At 60.6% G+C, this 22139-nt stretch carries 23 protein-coding genes; 5 read left to right on the forward strand and 18 right to left on the reverse strand.

All coding sequences use genetic code 11. The features are described 5' to 3' along the window. Window positions 1–16: 16 nt before the first annotated feature. From I8E17_RS03945 to I8E17_RS03955, 3 genes are all read right to left on the reverse strand, one after another. Entirely contained in the window at window positions 17–865 is an 849-nt protein-coding gene (locus I8E17_RS03945) for an MOSC domain-containing protein (RefSeq protein ID WP_069616150.1), read from the reverse strand. Between the two features lie 9 nt (window positions 866–874). Next, a complete protein-coding gene (locus I8E17_RS03950) occupies window positions 875–1513 on the reverse strand; it encodes an HD domain-containing protein (protein WP_069616318.1) in 639 nt (212 codons plus the stop codon). An 84-nt stretch (window positions 1514–1597) separates the two neighbouring features. Further along, window positions 1598–4360, reverse strand: a complete 2763-nt coding sequence (locus tag I8E17_RS03955; protein WP_229002075.1) for a DUF2339 domain-containing protein — start codon at window positions 4358–4360, stop codon at window positions 1598–1600. Window positions 4361–4652: 292 nt separating this feature from the next. Here I8E17_RS03955 and I8E17_RS03960 point away from each other — a divergent pair, with 292 nt between their 5' ends. Both I8E17_RS03960 and I8E17_RS03965 read left to right on the forward strand, forming a co-directional pair. Then, a complete protein-coding gene (locus I8E17_RS03960) occupies window positions 4653–4991 on the forward strand; it encodes a hypothetical protein (protein ID WP_069616151.1) in 339 nt (112 codons plus the stop codon). 148 nt (window positions 4992–5139) lie between these two features. Then, on the forward strand, window positions 5140–5652 hold the full coding sequence (locus tag I8E17_RS03965) for a superoxide dismutase family protein (RefSeq protein ID WP_069616152.1): 513 nt from the start codon (window positions 5140–5142) through the stop codon (window positions 5650–5652). A 111-nt stretch (window positions 5653–5763) separates the two neighbouring features. On the opposite strand, the gene I8E17_RS03970 is transcribed toward I8E17_RS03965, so the two are convergent. The 7 genes from I8E17_RS03970 to I8E17_RS04000 form a co-directional block, all read right to left on the reverse strand. Next, on the reverse strand, window positions 5764–6282 hold the full coding sequence (locus tag I8E17_RS03970; RefSeq protein ID WP_069616153.1) for a tyrosine phosphatase family protein: 519 nt from the start codon (window positions 6280–6282) through the stop codon (window positions 5764–5766). Then, window positions 6279–6896, reverse strand: a complete 618-nt coding sequence (locus tag I8E17_RS03975; RefSeq protein WP_069616154.1) for an HD family hydrolase — start codon at window positions 6894–6896, stop codon at window positions 6279–6281. Before I8E17_RS03975 ends, I8E17_RS03970 begins: the two co-directional genes overlap by 4 nt. Beyond that, on the reverse strand, window positions 6893–7732 hold the full coding sequence (locus tag I8E17_RS03980; protein ID WP_113366359.1) for a folate-binding protein YgfZ: 840 nt from the start codon (window positions 7730–7732) through the stop codon (window positions 6893–6895). Before I8E17_RS03980 ends, I8E17_RS03975 begins: the two co-directional genes overlap by 4 nt. A 176-nt stretch (window positions 7733–7908) precedes the next feature. Then, window positions 7909–8667: a hypothetical protein gene (locus I8E17_RS03985; RefSeq protein ID WP_069616155.1), complete on the reverse strand. Its 759-nt coding sequence runs from the start codon at window positions 8665–8667 to the stop codon at window positions 7909–7911. A 16-nt stretch (window positions 8668–8683) separates the two neighbouring features. Beyond that, window positions 8684–8941, reverse strand: a complete 258-nt coding sequence (locus tag I8E17_RS03990; protein ID WP_068385602.1) for a hypothetical protein — start codon at window positions 8939–8941, stop codon at window positions 8684–8686. A 104-nt stretch (window positions 8942–9045) separates the two neighbouring features. Then, a complete protein-coding gene (locus I8E17_RS03995) occupies window positions 9046–9555 on the reverse strand; it encodes a TIGR02301 family protein (RefSeq protein WP_229002076.1) in 510 nt (169 codons plus the stop codon). 19 nt (window positions 9556–9574) lie between these two features. Next, the gene (locus tag I8E17_RS04000; RefSeq protein WP_069616156.1) at window positions 9575–9994 is read right to left on the reverse strand and encodes an NUDIX domain-containing protein; all 420 of its coding nucleotides are present in this window, start codon (window positions 9992–9994) and stop codon (window positions 9575–9577) included. A 162-nt stretch (window positions 9995–10156) separates the two neighbouring features. On the opposite strand from I8E17_RS04000, the gene I8E17_RS04005 reads away from it, so the two are divergent. Further along, on the forward strand, window positions 10157–10477 hold the full coding sequence (locus I8E17_RS04005; RefSeq protein WP_069616157.1) for a YnfA family protein: 321 nt from the start codon (window positions 10157–10159) through the stop codon (window positions 10475–10477). A 43-nt stretch (window positions 10478–10520) separates the two neighbouring features. After that, complete coding sequence (locus I8E17_RS04010; RefSeq protein ID WP_069616158.1) at window positions 10521–11285, forward strand: SOS response-associated peptidase; 765 nt, start codon at window positions 10521–10523, stop codon at window positions 11283–11285. Between the two features lie 76 nt (window positions 11286–11361). On the opposite strand, the gene I8E17_RS04015 is transcribed toward I8E17_RS04010, so the two are convergent. The 6 genes from I8E17_RS04015 to I8E17_RS04040 form a co-directional block, all read right to left on the reverse strand. Further along, window positions 11362–11502 carry a hypothetical protein gene (locus I8E17_RS04015; protein ID WP_176728075.1) on the reverse strand — a complete coding sequence of 47 codons (141 nt, stop codon included), beginning with the start codon at window positions 11500–11502 and terminating at the stop codon, window positions 11362–11364. Window positions 11503–11829: 327 nt separating this feature from the next. Further along, window positions 11830–12690 carry a CDP-diacylglycerol--serine O-phosphatidyltransferase gene (pssA, locus tag I8E17_RS04020; RefSeq protein WP_015339321.1) on the reverse strand — a complete coding sequence of 287 codons (861 nt, stop codon included), beginning with the start codon at window positions 12688–12690 and terminating at the stop codon, window positions 11830–11832. 20 nt (window positions 12691–12710) lie between these two features. Next, the gene (locus I8E17_RS04025) at window positions 12711–13409 is read right to left on the reverse strand and encodes a phosphatidylserine decarboxylase (protein ID WP_069616159.1); all 699 of its coding nucleotides are present in this window, start codon (window positions 13407–13409) and stop codon (window positions 12711–12713) included. A gap of 304 nt (window positions 13410–13713) precedes the next feature. Continuing rightward, window positions 13714–14412, reverse strand: a complete 699-nt coding sequence (locus tag I8E17_RS04030) for a phosphatase PAP2 family protein (protein ID WP_069616160.1) — start codon at window positions 14410–14412, stop codon at window positions 13714–13716. 134 nt (window positions 14413–14546) lie between these two features. Further along, on the reverse strand, window positions 14547–16433 hold the full coding sequence (locus I8E17_RS04035; RefSeq protein WP_069616161.1) for an ABC transporter ATP-binding protein/permease: 1887 nt from the start codon (window positions 16431–16433) through the stop codon (window positions 14547–14549). A gap of 204 nt (window positions 16434–16637) precedes the next feature. Further along, window positions 16638–18689, reverse strand: a complete 2052-nt coding sequence (locus I8E17_RS04040) for a LysM peptidoglycan-binding domain-containing protein (RefSeq protein ID WP_069616162.1) — start codon at window positions 18687–18689, stop codon at window positions 16638–16640. 155 nt (window positions 18690–18844) lie between these two features. Here I8E17_RS04040 and I8E17_RS04045 point away from each other — a divergent pair, with 155 nt between their 5' ends. After that, a complete protein-coding gene (locus I8E17_RS04045) occupies window positions 18845–19468 on the forward strand; it encodes a TIGR00730 family Rossman fold protein (RefSeq protein ID WP_069616322.1) in 624 nt (207 codons plus the stop codon). A 28-nt stretch (window positions 19469–19496) separates the two neighbouring features. Here I8E17_RS04045 and rarD read toward each other — a convergent pair whose 3' ends face one another. Next, window positions 19497–20408, reverse strand: coding sequence for an EamA family transporter RarD (rarD, locus tag I8E17_RS04050; protein ID WP_069616163.1), 912 nt, complete (start codon window positions 20406–20408; stop codon window positions 19497–19499). 108 nt (window positions 20409–20516) lie between these two features. After that, entirely contained in the window at window positions 20517–22133 is a 1617-nt protein-coding gene (cimA, locus tag I8E17_RS04055) for a citramalate synthase (RefSeq protein WP_069616164.1), read from the reverse strand. Window positions 22134–22139: the final 6 nt, after the last annotated feature.

The raw sequence follows: 22139 nt of genomic DNA on the forward strand, positions 1-22139 counted from the left end.
GCACAGAGGATCAGTTTTAGCGCCGCTTGAGTGCCCAGCCTTCCGGTCGTTCCTCGAGCACCGTCACCGTATCGCCGATCTTCACAGCGCCTCCGCCACGCGGCACGGCATTCCAGCCGAAGAGCGGGCCGGGCACTCGCCGGTCGGCGGACATGCGGATACGGCCCATGGCGGGCATCGGGTTCGGCACGTCGCGCGAGCCGGTCTGCTGATCCTGAGTCGTCATGATGCAGCGCGAGCAGGGCTTGACGAGATCGAGACGGATACCGCCGATTTCGATGGCGGCCCAGCGATCCTCCGGCCATTCCTCGTCGATATCGATGACGATGTTGGGGCGGAAGCGCTCCATGCCGACTGCGCCTTCGCCGTGCGCGGCAAGATTGGCGTTGAGCGCCTTCAGCGAGCCGGTCGTCGTGACGAGGATCTGGTATCCGTCGGCAAAGGTGACAGGGGTGTCCTCGCCGGCCCATTCCGGGTTCGCGACGCGCTTCGCGAGCCTGTCGAAGAAGACCATCCTGACCTCACGATCCAGCCAGGCCGATAGGGCCTTGTTGGTTTCCTCATCCGCGACGGACGCGTTGACGGCTGATTTCCAGACGACGATATCCATGCGGTTGTCGGGGTGTGGCGGCGGCACGATGATGTCAGCCTTGCCCTCCATCTTCAGACGCAGATAGGAAGGCGCCGGCTGGATATCGATCCGGGCCAGTGCCTGCAATTCGCGCTGAGTGATGAAGTTGCCCGAGGGATCGACCAGCATGGCGCGACGATCGCCCGCGAGACCGAAGGCATCGATGGCTGCCGACGGAATGGCGATGCCGCGGGCACTCTTGAGGGGATAGATGAAAAGATCGCTGACGCGCATGGGTGGCTCTCAGATTTCGTCGATGAACATTGCCAGCACGGTCTTCAGCCGGTCATGCCGCGCTTCGGCAAACCTGGCCCCGGTCTCGGTCTGGAATCCATCCGCAAGTTTGAACAGCTTTGTCTCGAAATGGTCAATGGCGAAGCGCTTGTCGTCAAGCGGCCGCTCTGTCGCAAGCGGATCGAACGGGTCGTAAAGGCCGGAACCGAGACGGCCTGCAATGTAGAAACAACGTGCCGCACCGATCATGCCGATGGCATCCAGCCGGTCGGCATCCTGCAGGATCTTCGCTTCGAGCGTTTCCGGCTGCAGGTTGGCGGAGAAACTATGCGTGGTGATCGCATGCGCGGCAGCTGCGATATCCTCTTCCGCCCAGCCGAGCTGCCGCAGAATGCCCGAAGCTTTCTCGGCTGCGAGCCGCGAGGCCTGCGCGCGATGCGGCGAATTCTTTTCGACTGCAACGCAATCGTGCAGCAGCACGGCGGCGGCGAGAATACGGGCATTGCCGCCTTCCTCGGCCTGGATGGCCATGGCGTTGCGGAAGACGCGCAGGATATGGGCAATATCGTGCGAACCGTCATCGCCATCGGCGGCGTGGGCGATGAGATCCGCAGCCAGTGCTTCGAACGGGGCGAAAGCCCGCGCCATCTTGTCGGTATTCATGGTCGCACTTGCTCCGGGATGATTAGTCGGCAGGTTCATTGTCCTACCGGGTCAATGGATTCGCCGCAATCACTCGGTCGCTCTCTTGCGCGTCAGGATTCTCTGGTAGAACAGGCCGATACCGATCAAGACAGCGCCGAGGCCGATAAAGGATAGCGCCCGCAGGAAGCCTTCCAGGTTCGCCATGTCGATGAGGAAGGCCTTGACGACGGCGATGAAGACCAGCACCGCCGAGGCGATACGCAGGCTCCGGGCCTCGAGGCGGGTCCCGAGCCCGAGAAGCGCGATGCCGATCAGCAGCCAGACGACGGAATAGGAATAGAGCTCGCCTTGGATGAAACCGTTCCAGAAGGGAATGTACTCGCCCTGCCAGAAGCGCCGCACTGACAGGGTTGCCCATGTGAAGGCCATGACGGCCGCCGCGACCGCCAGCATGCCGACATAGGGCAGGGGACGACGATTGCGGGCAAAGAGCGCCAGGCCGGCATAAGCGATGGCGGGCAGGAAATAGGCGAGCAGCAGCAGGTTGAAGAGCGGGATGTCACCTGTGCTCTCCCCCGTCATGAACGGGTTCAGCCCCAGCAGATGCAGGGTCAGGATCATGAAGACCGAAATGACGCTGAGCGCCATGCCGCCATAGCGAAAGACAGGGCTTGCGGCGCTGAGGTCGAGCGCCATCAGCGTCGCCGAAGCACCGATCGCCAGCAGCGTGTAGATCGACTGTTCGCCGAGCGTCGGAACCGCATCGTTCAGGACGCCGCCATTCATGGCGTGGCGCACGAGGATAGCGATCGTCAGCAACACAAGGAAGCAGGCGAGCGCCTGCAAAGCGTTGCGCAGCCGCAGGCTCGGCGAATGACGGGTGATGAAGGCGGCTAGGACGGCAAGGGCGGCCGGAATGCCATAGCCGGCAAGCAGCATGTTGAAGACCGGCGTCGTGCCAAGTTCCGAGGGATCGACGATCGTCGGCTGCCAGGCGATGCGTCCCATGGCGATGACCAGCGCGGCAACCATGGTCCATGGCAGAACGGGCCAGTTGCGCAGACGTCCCGCCAGCAGATAGACGATGCCGAGAACCGGCAGCAGGATCGTCGCGGTGGCATGATGCGCAAGCGTATGCAGGGCGAAGACTGCGGCGGCAAAAGAGCCGGCCGCCAGGATATTCGTCGGCAGCTTCAACGCTTCTCCGTCTCGGCGATCCTGCCATTCCGCAAGCCCGATGAGAACTAGGGCCAGTCCGATGCCGTAAAGCCCATGCAGCCAGTCGAGCGTCCAGTTGCCGAAGTTGACGAAGCTGATCGTCGCGATCGCTAGCGGCGTGGCGGCCATGACGAGGCTCCAAAGTGCGGCATAGGGTTTCTCAGCCTGGGCGAAACGCCTGAGGAAAAAGGCGCCGATCAGTACGAAAAGGGCGCCGAGGCCGAGCACTTCATAGAGCACTGTGCTCTGCAGACCCGCGGTTCCGTCCGTACCCGTGGATTCGATCCCGGCGATCCAGTTGGCCAGAATGCCGGACGCGCCGATGACGGCGACAAGCGCCGACAGGATCGTTGCCCAGGCTGCATGCAGGCGACCGGCACCGAAGGTCGCTACCGCCGCAACGATCGCCGCAAACATGAATGTGGCGTCGACAATGGGATATCCATATCGAAGGCTGTAGCCGACGATACAGAGCGATACCGCAAGCGCGCCAATCGCCGCCGTCAGCGTCATGCCGAGGGGCTGTCGGGCGAGAAACGCCGCCCATTTCATGCCGGCGCTCGATTGTTGGGGCATATCTTCGGCGGGCGCCGTTGCGCTGTCTTCCTTTGCTGCCTCGGAGATCGGATAGCGCCCCGGCCAGAGGAAGATGGTGCCGCCGATCATCGCAAGCATGGAAAGCGCTACCGGCGTCAGATCGACGGTGGGGCTGAAGGTGATGTAGAGCAGCGGCCAGAGGCTCAGCAACCCATTTGCTAGGGATGGCACGATCAGCCAGCGGCGCAGGCGGGATGCCAATAGGGTCGCAAGCCAGGTCAGAACGAGATAGCTGAAGAGTGTCCAAGGGCGTGGCGCGGTCGATGCGATCAGGGCAGGGGTTGCCATTGATGCCAGCAGACCGAGGCCGGCAAGCGCCTGCCCATGCAACAGCGATAGTCCAAGCGTGGCGAGCGAGATCAGTGCGAGAAGAATGAAGGCGGTCGTGGGGCCGATGAATTCGTAGATAGCATGCGCGGCATAGGTCGCGCCGAACAGGGCAACGACGCCAGCCGCCGTCAAGACGCCAGGGATCATCGCATTCTGGAAGGCATTGTTCAGAACCGGCGCGGCGCGGCGGCGGATCACTTCACCCGCGGCAATCAGGACGAGACCGAAGAGCGCCGCAAGAACAAGCCGGACGCCGGGGCTGAGAAGACCGCTCTCGATCGAATATTTGACCATGAAGATGCCGCCGAGCGCCAGCGCGATGCCGCCGACCCAGACGGCCCAGCGTGCACCGATCGTGCTCTCCAGGCTTTCCTTGGCCTGCACGGATGTCTGGCCGGCAAGAGGGGTGGCCTCTTCCTCGACCGCATCCGCGGCATTGTTTGCGGCGAGGGCCGGTTGCTCGGTATCGGGCGCGGAGATCTCTTCGATAACCGCCTTTGGCTCCTCTTCGACAGGCTGTCCGGCAGCAAGAGCCGTCGAATCCGTCGCAGTAATCGATTCGCCCGTTTCCGCCGTCAGTACCTTGCCCGCGAGAGCATTTTGCAGCTCCTGAACGCGCGCTTCCAGCTGCTTTATTCTCAGGTTGTGGCCCCGCAGTACCAGGATACCGACGACCAGGATGACGAGCGGTAACAATTCCATCATGTCTTCTCCATGGGCGATCCGCCGTAGCATATATGAAACCGCTCGCCGGGTAAGATTAGATAGTCAGATTTCCCTATGATTCCAGCGGATTATGCCGGTCTACCTCATAACGGATTGCAAAAGGAACATTAGGAAATTCAGATTTACCACTTGGGAACTACGGTTAATACTCATTAACAATTTGTCTTTACCGGCAGCGCGAAGCAGCTTAATAACGGACTCATAGTCCAACTCTGAATGTATTGCGTACAAACGACGTCGCATGAGGCGGCTCCTACCTCAGGAGGTTTGTATGTCCCATGTTTCTTCCGCATCCAACAGCTCCTACCCGTATCGCGGCACGCTTTCGCGTCTCGATTCGAATGGCGATGGTCTTTTGAGCCAAGAGGAACGCGCGGTGGACGAGCGCCCCGGCATTCTCGAGGCCAGCAATACCGACGCTGTTGCCAATGGTTCGAATGGTGCACTGAGCGGCTTCATTGCCAAGCTCATGCAATTGCCGACCGCCGATATCGCTTCCACGGCCAAGTCACCGGAATCCAATGTCGATTTTGACCTGGATCTGCCGTCGCCGATGGATGCCTATAACAGCACATACGGCCAGTATGACGTCGACAGCATAGCGGCCTGACAGGCACTTTCATCCGATGCAAGGCGACCTGCCGGAATACCGTCAAGTCGCCTTATCATTTTGATTAGGGTCATTTTTTTCCATTCGCCGGAACCCTCATGCCTGCCACGCGTTGGGCCATTGCCACGCAGAACAGGGAGGGTGTTCCATGAAGCGGATGATGATCGTTGCAATTCTTGCCCTTGCCGCAGCCGCGCCCGCGGCAGCACAAACCCAAAGTCAAAACACCGCCACTGCTGATTTCGTCGGGCTCGACGGTAGACAAGCCGGCCGGGCGACCTTGACCGAGGGCAAAAAGGGCGTGCTGATCGAGATGGAAGTGTCCGGCATGCCGGCCAATCGCTGGGTCGCCTTCCACATCCATGAAAATAGCCGGTGTGAGCATACGCATGGCTTCGAGTCCGCGGGTGGTCATTTCAACCCCACCAAGGCGGAACATGGCTTTCTGGCCGCCAGCGGGCCGCATGCCGGCGATATGCCGAACCAGTATGTCGATCAGGATGGCAAGCTGCGCGCCCAGGTCTTCAATGGCATGGTATCGCTGAACGGCAAAGACGGCATTCGCGGCCGCACGCTGATGATCCATGCCGACTCGGATGATTACCGCAGTCAGCCCGTCGGCGGCGCGGGCAAGCGCTTGGCATGTGCCGTCATCCAATAGGAAGCCGGCCGGCAGGCGAGGGTGAGGCGAGTCATAGGCGCGGTTGGCATCAAACAGCGATTGTTCTGCTGCGATGCCAAGTGGCGCTATGATTCGATAGCCGTTAATGCGCTAGCTCGCCAAGGATAGTGTGAATGGCGCATTGCCGTCGGCATCTGCGCCACGGCCGATCTCTTTGACTGCAGCAACCAGCCGCCCCCGGCGGCCAAGCATGTCGTCGCCGATGGCAATGAGCCGGGCATTCGGCGTGACGAATGGCGAGCTCGCGCGCAGGCGGCGGACCAGTACAAGGTCGTTCTCCTCCGGGTGAACGGCCAAAGCTGCAATCAGTGCCGCCGCTGGCGAGCGTGAAATACCCATCCAGCAATGAATGAGCAGGGGCGCGCCTCGATCCCAACCGGTAGCGAAATCGATGATGGCGCGAACATGCGTCTCCTGCGGGGCGACGAGATCGCCGGTTCCGGCAAAACTGATGTCGTTCATATTGAGCAGCAGATGCCGATCCGCCTTGATGACGGCGGGACGGTGAAAACTCTGCTCCTTGGCCATCAGGCTGATCATTTCGCGCGCGCCATGGCGAACGGCCATTTCGGCGATGCGCGCAAGCGGCGATACGATGATTACTGTCACGCGCCGACCCTCATGGCGGCACGCTCCGCCTCGATCGCCTCGAAGCGCTTGAGGAACAGCCGCTGTGCCTCGATTGCCGGCATGGGGGTGATCGGCAGCATCTCGCGCGTGATGTCGCGCGGCTGGCCGAAGAATTTGCGGGCTTCATCGGGCGTGAAGCCGGCAAGCAGCGTCGCTTCGAAATAGGCCGAGATCGTATCGGCCTTCTTGATCTTTTCCTTGAGCTTCGGCGCGCAATGCGGGGGCAGGGCGAAGCGCCGGTAGATTGCCGCCTCGAGCCGCTTCTCCACGACCTTGTAATCGCCGCCGACGACGGACTTGAACGGCGAGATCATGTCGCCGATCACATATTCCGGTGCGTCATGCAGCAAGGCGGCAAGCAGTTCGTCGGGCGTTGCCGGATTGAGATGGCGAAAGATCGCCTCGACGACAAGGCTGTGTTGCGCCACCGAAAAGGCATGGTCGCCGGACGTCTGTCCATTCCAACGCGCGACACGGGCAAGCCCATGTGCAATGTCGCTGATCTCGACGTCGAGCGGCGAGGGATCGAGAAGGTCGAGCCTGCGCCCGGATAACATGCGCTGCCAGGCGCGCGCGGTCGTCGCCGATGTCATGCCGACGCCTCGTCGGCGCGGGTGGGGAAGGCGAGGCCGGACCAGGTCGGAAGAGACACGGTGACGTCGACCTCACCAGCCTTTATCGGAACCTCTTCGGCAATGGCTTCGCCGGCGCGGTCTATGCGGACGATGGCTAGGCCCATATTGCCGGCGGTCGAGCCGAGCGTTCCGATCGGCTTGCTGGCAACAGTCAATTCCGTGCCGGAGGGCGGCAATTCGGCCCTGCCGTTGACGATGACGACACGCCTGCGCGCCGTTCCGCGATGGTGCATGCGGGAAACCACTTCCTGGCCGATATAACAGCCCTTACGGAAGCCGAGGCCGCCGTTCAGATCCATCAGCACGTCATGCGGGAACGCGTCCTGCAATGCGAAGTCACGGCCGGAAATAGCGATGCCGTTAGCGATCCGCAGTGCGTCATAAAGTGTCTCGGGGTCGTTGCCGTGCTCGCCGGGCGTCCGGGTCAGCACAATTCCCGCCTTCGCGAAACGGCTGTCCTTAGGACCTTCCACTGCGGCATCTCCCCATGCGACCGTAACGCCCTGTATGTCCTCCGCGATGAAATCGACCTTGGCTCGCAGGCGATACATGGTGAGCCGCTTGAGCAGGCTCTCCCGCTGTGCGGTATCGGTTTCGAGCAAAAAGCCAGGGCCGTCCCGCCAGATCATGAAGTCGAACAGGATCTTGCCCTGCGGCGTCAGCAACGCGCCGGGGCGACCCTCATCGGCGCCAAGCGAGGCAAGATCGGTGGTGATGAGATTGTGCAGGAACGTCTCCGCCTCCGCGCCGGCAATGCGGATGAAGGAGCGCTCTCTGAGGAATACGGCTGGCATGATGGTTCCGCTGATTTGGCCTAAAGCACGTCGCGATCTTTCAGATCGCTTCCTGCGCTTCAGGTCTTTGATCTTGCGCATGTCGTTGTCGCAAAACCGCTGCGCACTTTTGCGCGACATGCTTCATCAGGCAGAGGTAGGGCCTTCGACGGGGAACCGCAAGTTCCCCGGCCGCATCATTCGCCCGAGGTGAAGAATTTCCAGCGGCCGTCCGGCGTGATGCCGACTCGATAAAAATTATAGCCGCCGAATTCCAGCATGTCGGCATAGTCGCCGGCCGTCACAATGCGCATCAGATCGACCTTCTCCGGCGTGGAGAGCGTCTTGATGTCCTTCTCGGCGAAATAGGGCCAGACATAGACCTCATCAGGGGTTCCCTGGCCGACATGAGCAAAGCCGGTCGACATGATGTCGAGGAGAATGGACAGGATTTCGATGCCGTCGGGATCGCCTGAAAGATCATGCAGGGTCTTGATCGGATCTTCGCCGGGGTCGTCGGCGGTGACCTGCGTCTGCTTGAGCCCGCCGCCGACATTCATCAGCGGGCGCAGGCGTTCGAGATCACCGGAAGCGGCAGCCTCGACGATCGCCGCGCGGAGCTTCTTTACCGGCTCCGGCGCCCTATCGATATCGTAGAGGAATTCGACTGACTTGTTCGTGTTCGAAGCATCGCCGCTGCTCTGACTTGCCTGCTTGTTGATCAGCGGATCGGGCATTGGCAGCGCGTTGTTGGCAGGCGCTTCCAGCGCCTGCTCCATCGGCTTCTCGTTCTTTTTGGGAGTGGACTGTGCTGCCTCTTTCGCCTGAGGAGCCGGCGGGTTGAGCTGGGAAAAAGCATTGGCCGGTAGCGGCAAGGCGGTGCTGCCCAAAAGCAGGGTTACGGCAGCGAACGAGGCAATGGAACAGGTGAGCGCATTGCCTGGAAAGATACGCATTAGCAATCTCTGGGTGTTATTGCAGGGTACGGTTCGGAGAGAACTCGCCAGCGAGCATGCGTTCACGCAGCGATTCGAGCAAGGCTTCGGCGCCCTGTTCCCCTTGATTCCGGATCGTCTCGCGAATCGCGTGGGCGATGGCGGCGTCGGCGATGATTTCGGGCTCGATGCCATCTGCCATGCCGTCGGCCCAAGCTTCATTCTGGTATTCCAGCGCTGCCTGCATCTTTTCATGAACGATCATGTCGTCGATTTCGTTCAGGCTGGTTTCCATTGTTTCTTTCCTCGAGACGTTCATGTCCTTACCACTTGCTTAATAACTCTATCAGCCTTTTCCCAAAACGACACGGCTCGCCGTGAAAAGAGGTTAATAAATCGTCAATTTCCAAAGCGTGCGGTGATTTCTGTCGCCAGTGTTGCACCTTCGTTACGGTATCGCTCTTCCGCGACGCGGGCCTGCGGCGTGCAATTCGTGTAAACCGATGCAAACGACCGATATCCACGGTTGAAAGCGGCAGTGAGCCTTTCCTTTCGTTTCGGCTCGCTCTTGGTCTCCGTGTCGAGCAAGTGCTGCATGTCGCCGCGCCAACCGTCTTCCTGCGCTGGGCTGCATAGATTGCGCAAATAGTCGATTGAACCGAGTATTTCGGAGAGCCGGGAAAGCTGCTCGTCATAGGGCGCAGGCTGCTCGGCGTTCGCATTATCGGCAGCCTGTGCCGGTGGCGCGCTTGCTGCTGGCTGTGCGGCAGCGGGAAAGGCTGCGGCAAGCGCGATGCAGATCAGAAGCGGTCGGCCAAGGCTGTTATGAATCATGTAACCATGTTGACCGGACAAGCATGACGGGAACAAGGCGCGGCAGGCGGTTTCCACGCCGATATTGCTCAGCATCGTTAATTTCGGCGCCGAGCTATGCGTTTTCTGCAGCAAGTCGTTCCACGCATTCGAGCACGCTGGCGGGGACGGGGAGGGTGCGCACTTCCTCCAGCGTGTACCAGCCAATGGCAGCCGCATCGTCGGCGGCTTCGGCGACCGCATCCTCATCGGCATCCACAAGAAAGACCGAGAGCAGGAAGTGGCTCGTCAGCGTTCCGTCCGCCGCGTGGGAGCGGAGATCGTAAGTCTCGAACAGGCGAGGATTGCGGGCTGAGATGCCAGTCTCCTCCTTGAACTCGCGCAGCGCCGCGTCGGCCGGTGTCTCTCCGTCTTCGGCCCGCCCTCCCGGAAAGGCGTACATATCGGCGGACGGCGGATTGCTGCGCAAGACAAGCAGGAAGCGACCGTTGCGTTCGAGGATGGCGGAGGAGGCAGGGCGAGGATTGGAAGTCATGGATCACTTTGCATTCGGATGAAGAACGATGCGCGATGGCAACGAGCCACCTGTGGCTAATTTCTACAGGAAACGGCGCTTGCTGTCCCATGGGAAAGCCCCTTAACTCGCTTCCAGCGGAAGCCGCGATTCTGAATGCGCCGAACACGGGGACGATCGGGAATGATCTACGGGCTATATGCTTTGGCGGCTCTTGCCGAAATTGCGGGCTGCTTTGCCTTCTGGGCGTGGTTGCGTCTGTCGAAGCCCGTCTGGTGGCTTGCACCCGGCCTTGTCTCGCTGGTGCTCTTTGCATGGCTGCTGGCGTTGGTGCCGAGCGAGGCGGCCGGCCGCACTTTTGCTGCCTATGGCGGCGTCTATATTGTTGCCTCCATTCTCTGGCTCTGGTTCGCCGAAGGGCGGCTACCGGACCGATGGGATATTTCGGGCGCCGTCATCTGCCTCGTCGGGGCGGCGGTCATTCTGCTCGGTCCGCGCGGCTGACGTTAGGCTTGACCAGCCGCTTTTCGGGTGCAACACAGGCCTGATGTGCGGACGTTTCGCTTTGACATCGACGGCAGATCACGTGGGGGAAGCGCTCGGCGTCCTGCTGAACGAGGCATTTCCCGCGCGCTACAACATCGCGCCGACGCAGCCGATCCTTGTCGTGATATCGGGCGATCGGCAGCGACCGGGAAGCAATCTGCCGGATCGTCGCGCCTTGCTCGTGCGCTGGGGCTTTATGCCCGACTGGGTGAAGGACCCCAAGGATTTCCCGCTTCTGATCAATGCGCGGGCGGAAACGGCAATAGGCAAGGCCTCCTTCCGCGCGGCCATGCGCCATCGCCGCATCCTCATCCCGGCATCCGGCTTCTATGAATGGCATCGGCCGCCGAAGGAAAGCGGCGGGAAGCCGCAAGCCTACTGGATCCGGCCCCGCGGCGGCGGCGTCATCGCTTTTGCGGGGCTGATGGAAACCTGGTCGTCGGCAGATGGTTCCGAGGTCGATACGGGTGCGATCCTGACGACAGCGGCAAACAGCGCCATTCGATCCATCCATGACCGCATGCCCGTCGTCATCAAGCCGGAGGATTTCGCCCGCTGGCTCGACTGCAAGACGCAGGAGCCTCGCGATGTCCTTGATCTGATGAAACCGGTCCAGGAGGATTTTTTCGAGGCGGTTCCGGTTTCGGATCGCGTCAACAAAGTTGCCAATATGGGGCCGGATGTGCAGACACCCGTGGTGCTCGATCCGGTCAGGAAACCGCCGAAGAAAACGGATCCGGACGATGGCCAACTAAGCCTTCTCTAAGCGGCCGCCATTTTAGCGGCCAGTGAGCGGAAATGCTGCCTGCCGGCATTGGTCGGCGGTGGGCAGAACTATATTCTCAGGCGATCTTCTTCTTGAGAGGCTTTGTCTTCAGCATCAGATGGGCTGCAAGAACGGCTTTCAGCCCCAGCGGACGATAATGCTTGCTGGGATCGATCTTTGCCTGCGGTTGTGGCGGCTGGTCCTTTTTCTGCGTCATGTTTCACTCCTCACCATGCTCCCACGGAGCATTTTTCGATTCACAGTCGAGTAGTGCTTTTTGTCGTAAATCATGACAAATCGAAGGCGTTTTCCAATCAGCTTTTGTAAACAACGACCATATTTCGAGAGATTAGCGCCGAAACCTCGTGTAGAATCCGCACTGCCGCAATGTTTGAATCTGCGGAAATGTCGCGCCGACCTGGCTTTCCGCTGCGCCGATGAGCGACCGTCTTGTCTCTGATTGATAAGGGAGGCTTACAGACTAGCGGTTGCAGCGCGGCAGTGCCGACAGAGGACTGTTGTGCGGCGGTTTGATATGCTGGTCCTAGATATGTCGGCCGATGTCGTCGTTGGAATCGTCGACATTGGGATCGGCGGGGCCATTGATGGTGTAGGTGCCGTATTTCTTTGCCCAGGAGCGTGCGCCGAAGGGCAGGGACAGCAAATAGATGACGACGGTCACGACCATGACATGCCACGTATAGCTCATCAGCAGCGCGACATAGACGACGAGGCCGAGCATGATCGGCAGCACCAGATCGCGCCTTACGCCGTTGCCTTCCGATTTGCCGGACCATACGGGCAGACGGCTGACCAGCAGGAAGCCGATGAGAACCGTGTAGGCTGCGCCCCATAAGGCGAAGGTGCGGTCCGGCGTAAGGCCGAGAAAGCCGAGATAAACAGGCAGCAGCACCAGCATGGCGCCGGCAGGCGCCGGTACGCCGACGAAATATTCGGATTGCCACGAGGCCTTATGCTCGCGTTCGGCCATGACATTGAAGCGGGCAAGCCGCAGTCCGGCGGCGATCGTGTAGATCAGCGCCGCGATCCAGCCGAGCGAGCGGGCCTGGTCGAGCAGGAACACGTAGACGACGAGCGCCGGCGCAACGCCGAAATTGACGATATCGGCGAGCGAATCCATCTGCGCGCCGAATTTCGAGGTGGCCTTCATCAGCCGCGCGACGCGCCCGTCGATGCCGTCGAGGAAGGCGGCGACCAGCACCGCCACGACGGCGAGCTCGTAACGATTTTCGAAAGCGAGGCGAATGCCCGTCAGGCCGGAGCAGATCGCCAGCACGGTGATCATGTTCGGCACGATCAGCCGCAACGGAATTTCCCGGAGACGCGGCCCACGCGCTTCGTCATTGGGCCCGTGCGGCTCGAAAGGCGGAAAAGGCGTCTTCATCTCGCTCGTGTTCCTACACTTCAGCTGCGGCGGCTAATGGTTGTGCCCTTGGCCGAGCCGAATTCGGCAATGACGGTTTCGCCGGCGATCGCCCGCTGGCCGACGGCAACGCGCGATGAAGCGCCTTCCGGCAGGAAAACATCGAGGCGCGAGCCGAAGCGGATGAGGCCGATGCGCTCGCCGGCATCCAGCGGCTCGTTCGGATGGACGAAGCAAAGAATGCGGCGGGCAACGAGGCCGGCAATTTGCACGACCCCGATTTCGCCATGCTTCGTTTCGATCACGAGGCCGTTGCGTTCATTCTGTTCGCTGGCCTTGTCGAGCTCGGCATTGAGGAAGCTGCCCTGGCGATAGGCGACGTTGGTGATGCGGCCGCGCATCGGCGAACGGTTCACATGGCAATCGAACACGTTCATGAAGATCGAGATGCGCAGCATCGGCTGGCTGCCGAGATTGAGCTCGGCCGGCGGCGTCACCATCTGCACGCTCGAAACCTTGCCGTCGGCAGGTGATATCGCCAGATCATCGTCCTGAGGCGTCATGCGTTCGGGATCGCGGAAGAAATAGGCGCACCACAGCGTCAGGATCAGGCCGATCCAGAAGAGCGGCTTGAAGATCCAACCGAGTACCAGCGACGCGACGAAGAAGCCTGCAACGAAGGGATAGCCCTCCTTGTGTATGGGAACGATGACGTTGCGTACGCTGTTCATCAAGCTCATCTATGGCCTACTCCGTTAGGGCATGCTCACCAGGAACCGGGCTCCGGTTCTTCGAAGATCATGCCAGTCAAAAGAATGAGAACAAGATAAGCAGTCTTGCTCTGAATACCAGTCGAGCGTGACTACAGGCAAACTCTGTCATGAGCAATGCTTTCGCGCGCTCGTCCTCAACGCAATCCGCGTCAAGCAAGATGCCAACGTTCCCCTGACTTGAAAAGTGCAGCCTGTGGAAACCCGTGCGGGACGCAATGAAAAGGCCGCCGATGGCGGCGGCCTTCTGTGTCCCGCGTCGGCCGATCGGAAATCAGAGGCCGAGAGCAGCGCGCAGCTCAGCCTTGGCGCCTTCGTATTCGGTCTTGTAGTCGTCATGCGTCATGATGGTTTCGGCTATGACGGTGCCTGCAATATGGGCGGCTTCGACATCGGAGGCGTAGTGGATGCCGCCGACGATGCGGTTATGGCCGTATTCCCAGGCACGCGCCATGATGGCGGCGCGTTTCTCCGGTACCATATTTGCGAGCACGATGCCCATCAGGGTACCGACCGTGGCGTGGCCTGACGGATAGGAGCCGGACTTGGAGAGCGGTACGATCGGCTTGACGAGATCGCTGTAGAGATGCGGACGCGGGCGCTTCCAGACATCCTTGGCGGGATCGACGACGGCCCCTTCGGTCTCGACGACGCGATCGAAGAAGGCCGAAAACTTCGGCAGGTTTTCCTTGGTGAATTTCGGATTGTCGATGACGTCGGAGAAGCGCCAGACGTTCTCTTCGGCATCGGCCACGGCGCGAGCCGCCATTTCCGGCGTGCGGGTCACCTGGATCGTCAGGATTTCGCCGAGCTCCGCCTTCATCTGCGCGGAATCATTGGCGGGCGGCGGCGGCAGCAGATCGAGGAGGTTGATCTCCTTGGCATCGGTGAAAGGCTTGGCATCTTCGGCGAAAACCGGCGAGGCCAGGCCGACGACGAGCAAAAGGCTTAAAGCTTTGGCAAAACTACGCATTTGGGGGGCTCCGTTGAAAAAGACCCTCGTACCTAGCAAGCTGTCGTCTCAGTCTCGTGACAACAATCGGTGCATAACCGCGGCGCACCCGATGCTGTCATGGGCGGCGGAATTCCATGCTTCCACGGGTTTTCTCACCTTGCCGGCGCCAGCCGGTCGATAACGCCCAGATCGTCGCTCTCGCGCACCTGCTTCAGATGCTCCTCGGCCTGCGTTGCTTCGCGCTGGCGGCTCCACATGGACGCATAAAGCCCGTTCCGCGCCAGAAGCTCGGCATGTGTGCCGCGCTCGGCGATCACGCCGCTTTTCAGCACGATGATCTCATCCGCGCCGATGACGGTCGATAGGCGGTGAGCGATGACAAGCGTCGTGCGGTTCTTGGAGACGACGTCGAGGGCAGCCTGTATTTCGCGCTCGGTCGTCGTATCGAGCGCGGAGGTCGCCTCGTCGAGGATCAGAACCGGCGGCGATTTGAGAACGGTGCGCGCGATCGCCACACGCTGCTTCTCGCCGCCGGACAATTTGAGGCCACGCTCGCCGACCTTGGTCTCGAACCCTTCCGGCAGAGTGCGGATGAACTCGCCGATCTGCGCGATCTCCGCGGCCGCGGTAACTTCAGCTTCGCTGGCGCTCGGACGGCCATAGCGGATGTTGTAAGCGATGGTATCGTTGAAGAGCACGGTATCCTGCGGCACCATGCCGATGACCTTTCGCAAGCTCTTCTGCGTAACGGTTCGCAGATCCTGGCCGTCGATGGTGATCGTGCCGTCCTGCACGTCGTAAAAGCGATAGAGCAGACGCGACAGCGTCGATTTTCCGGCGCCCGAAGGCCCGACCACGGCGACCGTCTTGCCGGCGGGCACTTCGAAGGAGATGCCCTTCAGGATCGGCCGTGCCGGATCATAGGCGAAATGCACGTCCTTGAACGCAATCGCCCCGTCGGCGATGACAAGCTCCTTGGCATCAGGCGCATCGACCACCTCGGGCTTAACCTCGAGCAGGTCGAACATCTCCTCGATATCGGTCAGGCCTTGGCGTATTTCGCGATAGACGAAGCCGATGAAGTTGAGCGGCACGGAGAGCTGCAGCAGCATCGCGTTGATGAAGACGAAGTCGCCGACCGTGTGATGGCCGTTCAGGACGGACAAGCCGGACATGACCAACATCACCGTCGTGCCAAGGCCGAAGACCAAGCCTTGGCCGAAGTTCAGCCAGCCAAGCGACGTCCAGACGCTGGTGGCTGCCTTTTCATATCGCTCCATCGATTGATCGAAGCGTCTGGCTTCCATCTCCTCGTTGCCGAAATATTTGACCGTCTCGAAGTTCAGCAGCGAATCGATCGCCTTGGTGTTCGCGTCGGTATCGCTGTTGTTCATCGTCCGGCGGATGGAGATACGCCAGTCGCTCGCCTTGACGGTGAACCAGATGTAGAGCCAGACCGTGACGGCCGTGACCGCGAGATAGGAAAAGCCGTAGCCGCGCCAGAAGATGATGGCGGTCAGCAGGAATTCGATGAAGGTCGGAAACGTGTTGAGGATCGTGAAGCGGACGATCGTCTCGATGCCCTTGGTGCCGCGCTCGATGATGCGCGAGAGGCCACCGGTCTTGCGCTCCAGATGGAAACGCAGCGAGAGCTCGTGCATGTGCACGAAGGTCCTGTAGGCGAGCTGGCGCACCGCATATTGGCCGACGCTCGCAAAAAGGGCGTCGCGCAGCTGGTTGAGGCCGAGCTGGATCAGGCGTGTCGCGTTCGTGGCGATGATCAAAGCGATGGCACCGACCAGGAAAGCAGGCAGAATGCCTTGCATGTCGAGCTTGCCGTTCAGCGCATCGACGGACCATTTGAAGAAGTAGGGGACCAGCAGCAGGAAGAATTTCGAGACCAGCAGGAAGACGGTCGCCCAGACCACCCGCATTTTCAGATCCATGCGCCCGCTCGGCCACATATAGGGCCAGAGATTGACGATCGTGTTCAATGGATTGCTGGAATCCGCCGATATGGTTTTCTTCTGGCCTGCCATGTCCGTCTCCGGCGAATGATTGGGCAGCCGGGTGTGGCAGCGTTTGCACAGCCGACTGGCAAGCCTTCATAGCCAAGACATGGCCGTTGTGGGAAGGCTATGGGATCGGGCGACGCTTATACTATTTTCATGCGGTATAAAAGCAGCGGCCAGGCGTTGATGAGCCTGGCCGCTGCCAATGTTCACGATGGGCGGTCCTTGCCGCTAGAGATGCTCGCCCGAAAGCCGCTTGCGGTGAAGCTCCTCGGCATTCGGCAATGCGTCCTTCGGCAGGCCGAAGACCTGACCCGGCAGGATCCGGTCCGGATTGTTGATCTTATCCTCGTTGGCCAGATAGATCGTCGTATAACGCACGCCCGCACCGTAGATGCGGCGTGAGATCTGCCAAAGCGTATCGCCGCGACGGATGATGACGGCATTGCTATCCTGCGAGAGCGGCGCCTGCTCGATTGTCTTCGGGCCACTGTCGCTGGACGAGACCTCTGTGTTCGGCTGTGCCGGCGCCGTCTGCACCGGCGCGGTGATGACAGCAATCATCTGTTCGAGCCCAGGCAGCGCCGCGCCAACCGATATCGGATCTTTCGGCAAAGCCAGCAAGGTGGCAAGCGCCTTGGAGGCCGCGCTCGAAGCATCGGCAGCAGCCTTCTTCAACGCAGCACTGGCGTTGATGGTCGGCCGGAATTCAGACAGCGACTTGAGCGCGATTTCCGTGCCGGAGCGGGCGGCTGCTAGCTGCTCCGTATTCGGCTGCTTGCCGTCGGTAAAGAGGCCCTTGAGCAGCGCAAAAGCCTTGCCCGCGCCTTCCTTGAGCTTGGCAAGCTCGCCTTCGTCGAGTGGCACCATGTTTGCCGTGGTCGCTTGCGCCTGACCATTGCCGGCCGTCGGAGCTTGCGCCGCAACCGTCACCTGATTTCCTTCGGGGCGTGTGAAGTTGACGCTGGTCCGCACGACGACTTTGCCGGCGCCATCGAGTACGTCGACGCGGATCTTGTGATCGCCGACGGCAAGAGGCATGGGTCCGTCCACGACAAAGTGACCGTCCGCACCCGCGACGTTCTCGCCGATGAGCTTGTCGTCGGCATAGGCGTGGACCTTGGCATTCGGCTTCGTGGTGCCGGCAACGAAGATATGATCGTTTTCGATCTCCACCGCATTGACCATGACGTCTGGATTCGCCTCCACCTTCGCTGCTGGCGGTGTTGCCGTGCCTGCCGTAGGATTGGCGGATGCGACCGCCGTACCATCCTGTTGCGGCTTGGCATCCGTCGTGGTCGCTTTGGCCTGAGTGTCGGCTGCGGACGCGTCCTGTTCGCCGGCGGCCACGCGGCCCTGTTTGGCGGAAGGCGCGGTGATGATGCGACTTGCAGCGCCTGGCTTGGACACCATCGCGAGGACCTGGGTGGAATTGTCCTTCGGCACGGAGACGGTTGCGACTTCCTCGGAACTGACGGCCTTGCCGTCCCTGCCGGTGGCGCGCAGCACCAATTCGTGGTCTCCGGGCGGCAGCGGATTGTCGAGTACGGCGGCAAAGTCGCCACTCGGGCCGACATTGGTCGTCGTGACAACCTTTTCGCCGTCGACGATCTCCAGCTTGGCATTCGGCTCGGCTGAGCCTGCGATAACAGTGGAGCCATCCGGTTCGACGCGCAATACATCGAATGACGGTACACGAGGATTGGCAGCCGAGTTGGTCCCGGGCGCCTGTTGGCCTGTCAACGCTGCGAAAGCCTTGTCGATCGCCGCACTGGCTTCGGCAGCGTTGTCGGGAAGAGACTGGATGATGGCGAGAGCCTTGCCTGCACCGTCCTGCGCTTTCTTAACGAGTCCCGTCGTCGTCGCATCGATCCCTTCGGGAAGTGCGAAACCGACGATCGATTGCAGGGCGGTAATCGCCTTTGTCCTCGCAGCCGTAAAGGCATCCTGGGCCGGTGCATTGCCGTCCTTGAAGAGCGCCTTCAAATCGGCCAGCGAAGCGGTTGCCGCGCCCGTCAGGTCGGTCAGCTTCTTCGCAAGGTCTGCGGTGTTGACGGCGGCCGACACGGCATTCTGCGTGGCCTTGGTCGCGCTCTCGGCGGTCTCGCCAGCCTTCTGCGCGTTTTGGTCGATCGTATTTTTCACCGCATTGCTGGCTTGATTGACCACGTTGCCGATCGGGGTCTTGTCACCGTTGATGCGCGGCATCACGAAGAAGACCATCAACAGGGTCGCAATTGCCAACACCAACAGAGCCAGCCAACCGGCACGGTTCTTCATCATCATTCATCTCCACGCGGCGAAGTCATCGCAACTCCTGAAATTGCTAGCGATTTCGCCTGCTTTTACAAGCTTTCTCAGCCATTTTCGCATGTTCCGTCACAAGTTTTCCTTTGAAAAATCTTGACTGAGCATCCGCAGCATAGTTGTTTGCATCCATGACCGACGATTCCACGCCAATTCGAACCATTTGCGTCTATTGCGGCTCGCGGCCGGGACGCGACCCCTCCCACATGGCTGCCGGCCGCGAACTGGGCAAAAGCATTGCCGAAAACGGCCTGCGCCTGATTTATGGCGGCGGAACGAAGGGTATCATGGGCGCTGTCGCGAGCGGCGTGCTATCGCACGGCGGTCAGGTCACCGGCATCATTCCGGAATTTCTGGTCGATATGGAAGCGACGCGCCATTCGCTCGGTCAACTCGACGAGCTCATCATAACGCCTGATATGCATGCGCGCAAACATGGCATGTTCGAGCGCGCCGACGCTTTCGTGGCGTTGCCGGGCGGTATCGGTACTTTGGAAGAGATCGTGGAGATCATGACCTGGGGTCAGCTCGGCCGCCACGAAAAGCCGATGGTCTTCGCCAATATCAACGGTTTCTGGGATCCGGTGATGGAGCTGATACGCCATATGACGGAAGAGGGCTTCGTCCACACCGCTCATCGCGTGCAGCCGCTCGTCATCGACAAGATTGCCGATATCATTCCAGCGATCCGCAAGCATGCCGCAGAGACGCGCGGCGACCGCGGCGGAGAAGAGGCCGTGATTTCCAAGCTTTAATTGAGAATCTGCCAGCCAGGCCCGCTGGTTATCCTCCTCTGCTCTGACGCAGCATCGACCAGCTGTAGAGGACGAGACCGGCCCAGATCAGCGAGAATGCAACGAGCTGCGTCGTGCCGAAGGGTTCCTTGAACAGGAAAACGGCGATCAGGAAGACCATTGTGGGAACGATGTATTGCATGATGCCGATGGTCGACATCCTCAAAAGCTTCGCACCATTGGCGAAGATCATCAACGGCAGCGCCGTCACGAGCCCGCAGCCGAGCAGGAGCGCGGTATCCGAAAGGCCGGTCTGGTAAAAGTGACCTTCGCCGCGCGCTTCCAGATAGAGGATGTAAAATGCTGCCGGGATACAGAGCAGCAGCACCTCGATGAAAAAGCCCTGGTTGGCTCCAACAGGCAGGGTCTTGCGGAAAAAGGCATAAAAGCCCCAGGAGAAGGTCAGCGACAACGCGACCCAGGGAAGGGTGCCGGCTTTCACCGTCAAAATGATGACGGCGGCGGCTGCAAGGCAGATCGCGACGATCTGCGTCGGCGCCAGCTTTTCCTTGAGCAGGATGGCGCCGAGCGCGATGCTGAACAGCGGATTGATGAAGTAGCCGAGGGCGGCATCAAGCGAATGGCCGGCGCCGATGGCCCAGACATAGGTTCCCCAGTTGATGGTGACGAGCGCTGCCGTCAGCGACGCCATGGCGATTGTCCGCGGGTTGCGAAACGCCGCCTTCACGTCGCCCAGGCGGCCGAGCGCCAGCAGCACGATGCCGGCGACGGGAACCGACCAGACGATGCGATGGGCGATGACCTCGAAAGCCGGGATATGCGCCAGCGCCTTCATATAGAGTGGCAGAACGCCCCAGAAGAGATAGGCCGTCATCGCAAAGCCGAAGCCGCGGATAGCGTCGTTGTTCTTGATTTCAGGTTTGACCGCGTCAGTGGCCATGAATTTTCCCGTCATTCTCTGTTATTCGAGACGGGATTACTCCAATGCATGCGGCATGGCTAATTCATTTCATTGACGGCATCGTCAAGCTTTTTGATGGGCGGCGGATTACTCCGCCGCAATCCTGCCTGCCATATGCCGGTTTTTCATCAGCTTGTAGATGACCGAATCCATCAAGGCCTGGAAGGACGCATCGATGATGTTTTCGGAGACACCGACCGTCCACCAGCGTACGCCATCGCTATCGGTGGATTCGATCAGGACCCGGGTGATGGCCTCCGTGCCGCCATTGAGGATACGCACCTTGAAGTCGGCCAGTTCCAGATCGTCTATCTCGTGCTGGTATTTGCCGAAATTCTTGCGCAGCGCCAGGTCGAGTGCGTTGACCGGGCCGTCGCCCTCGGCAACCGACATGATGGTTTCGCCGTCGATGATGATCTTGACGACGGCTTCCGAGACGATTTTCACCCGGCCGTGGGAATCGAAGCGGCGTTCCACCATGACGCGGAAACCATCGATCGCAAAGAATTCCGGGATGGTACCGAGCATGCGGCGCGCCAAAAGTTCGAAGCTCGCATCCGCGCCTTCGTAAGCATAGCCTGTCGCTTCGCGTTCCTTGACGATCTGGATCAGCTGGTCGAGCTTCGGATCGTCCTTACCGACCTCGATGCCGCGCCGCTTCAGCGCATTGATGAAATTCGACTTGCCGCCCTGGTCGGAGACCATCACTTTGCGGAAATTGCCGACACTTTCCGGCGGCACATGCTCGTAGGTGCGCGGGTCCTTCAGCAGCGCCGAGGCATGGATGCCGGCTTTGGTCGCGAAGGCGGAGGCGCCGACATAGGGTGCCTGATGGTCGGGTGAGCGGTTCAGCAGCTCGTCGAAGGCATGCGAAAGGCCAGTCAAGCCCACCAGGCGCTCGGCGTCGATCGTTGTTTCGAAGCGTTCGCTATAGGCTCTTTTCAGTGCCAGGGTCGGGATCAATGTGATCAGGTTGGCATTGCCGCAGCGCTCACCGATGCCGTTCAGCGTGCCCTGGATCTGCCGCACGCCGGCTTCGACCGCGGCAAGCGAATTGGCGACCGCCTGGCCAGTGTCGTTATGGGCGTGAATACCGAGACAGTGCCCGGGGACGCCGCAGGCGATGACGGCCTCGACGATGGCGCGAATCTCCGGCGGCTGCGTACCACCGTTGGTGTCGCAGAGCACGACCCAACGCGCTCCGGCATCATAGGCCGTCTTGGCGCAGGCAAGCGCATAGGTAGGATTGGCCTTGTAGCCGTCGAAGAAATGCTCGCAATCGACCAAAGCTTCCTTGCCGGCGCCAATGGCCGCCTTGACACTTTCGGCGATGCTTTCGAGGTTCTCCTCGTTGGTGCAGCCGAGCGCCACCTTGACGTGATAGTCCCAGCTCTTCGCAACGAAACATATCGCGTCTGATTTCGCCTGCAGCAGGCTCGCAAGGCCGGGATCGTTGGAGGCGGAGATGCCGGCGCGCTTCGTCATGCCAAAGGCGACGAAGGAGGCCGAATTGGTGCGCTTCTCGTTGAAGAATGCCGTATCGGTGGGGTTGGCGCCGGGATAGCCGCCTTCGACATAATCCAGGCCGAATTCGTCCAGCATGGTGGCGATGGCAATCTTGTCCTCGACCGAGAAGTCGATGCCGGGCGTCTGCTGCCCGTCGCGGAGCGTCGTGTCGAAGAGATAGATTTTTTCGCGTGTCATACGGTT

Source organism: Rhizobium sp. AB2/73 (genome assembly GCF_020871915.1).
Classification (GTDB): Bacteria; Pseudomonadota; Alphaproteobacteria; order Rhizobiales; family Rhizobiaceae; genus Rhizobium; species Rhizobium dioscoreae.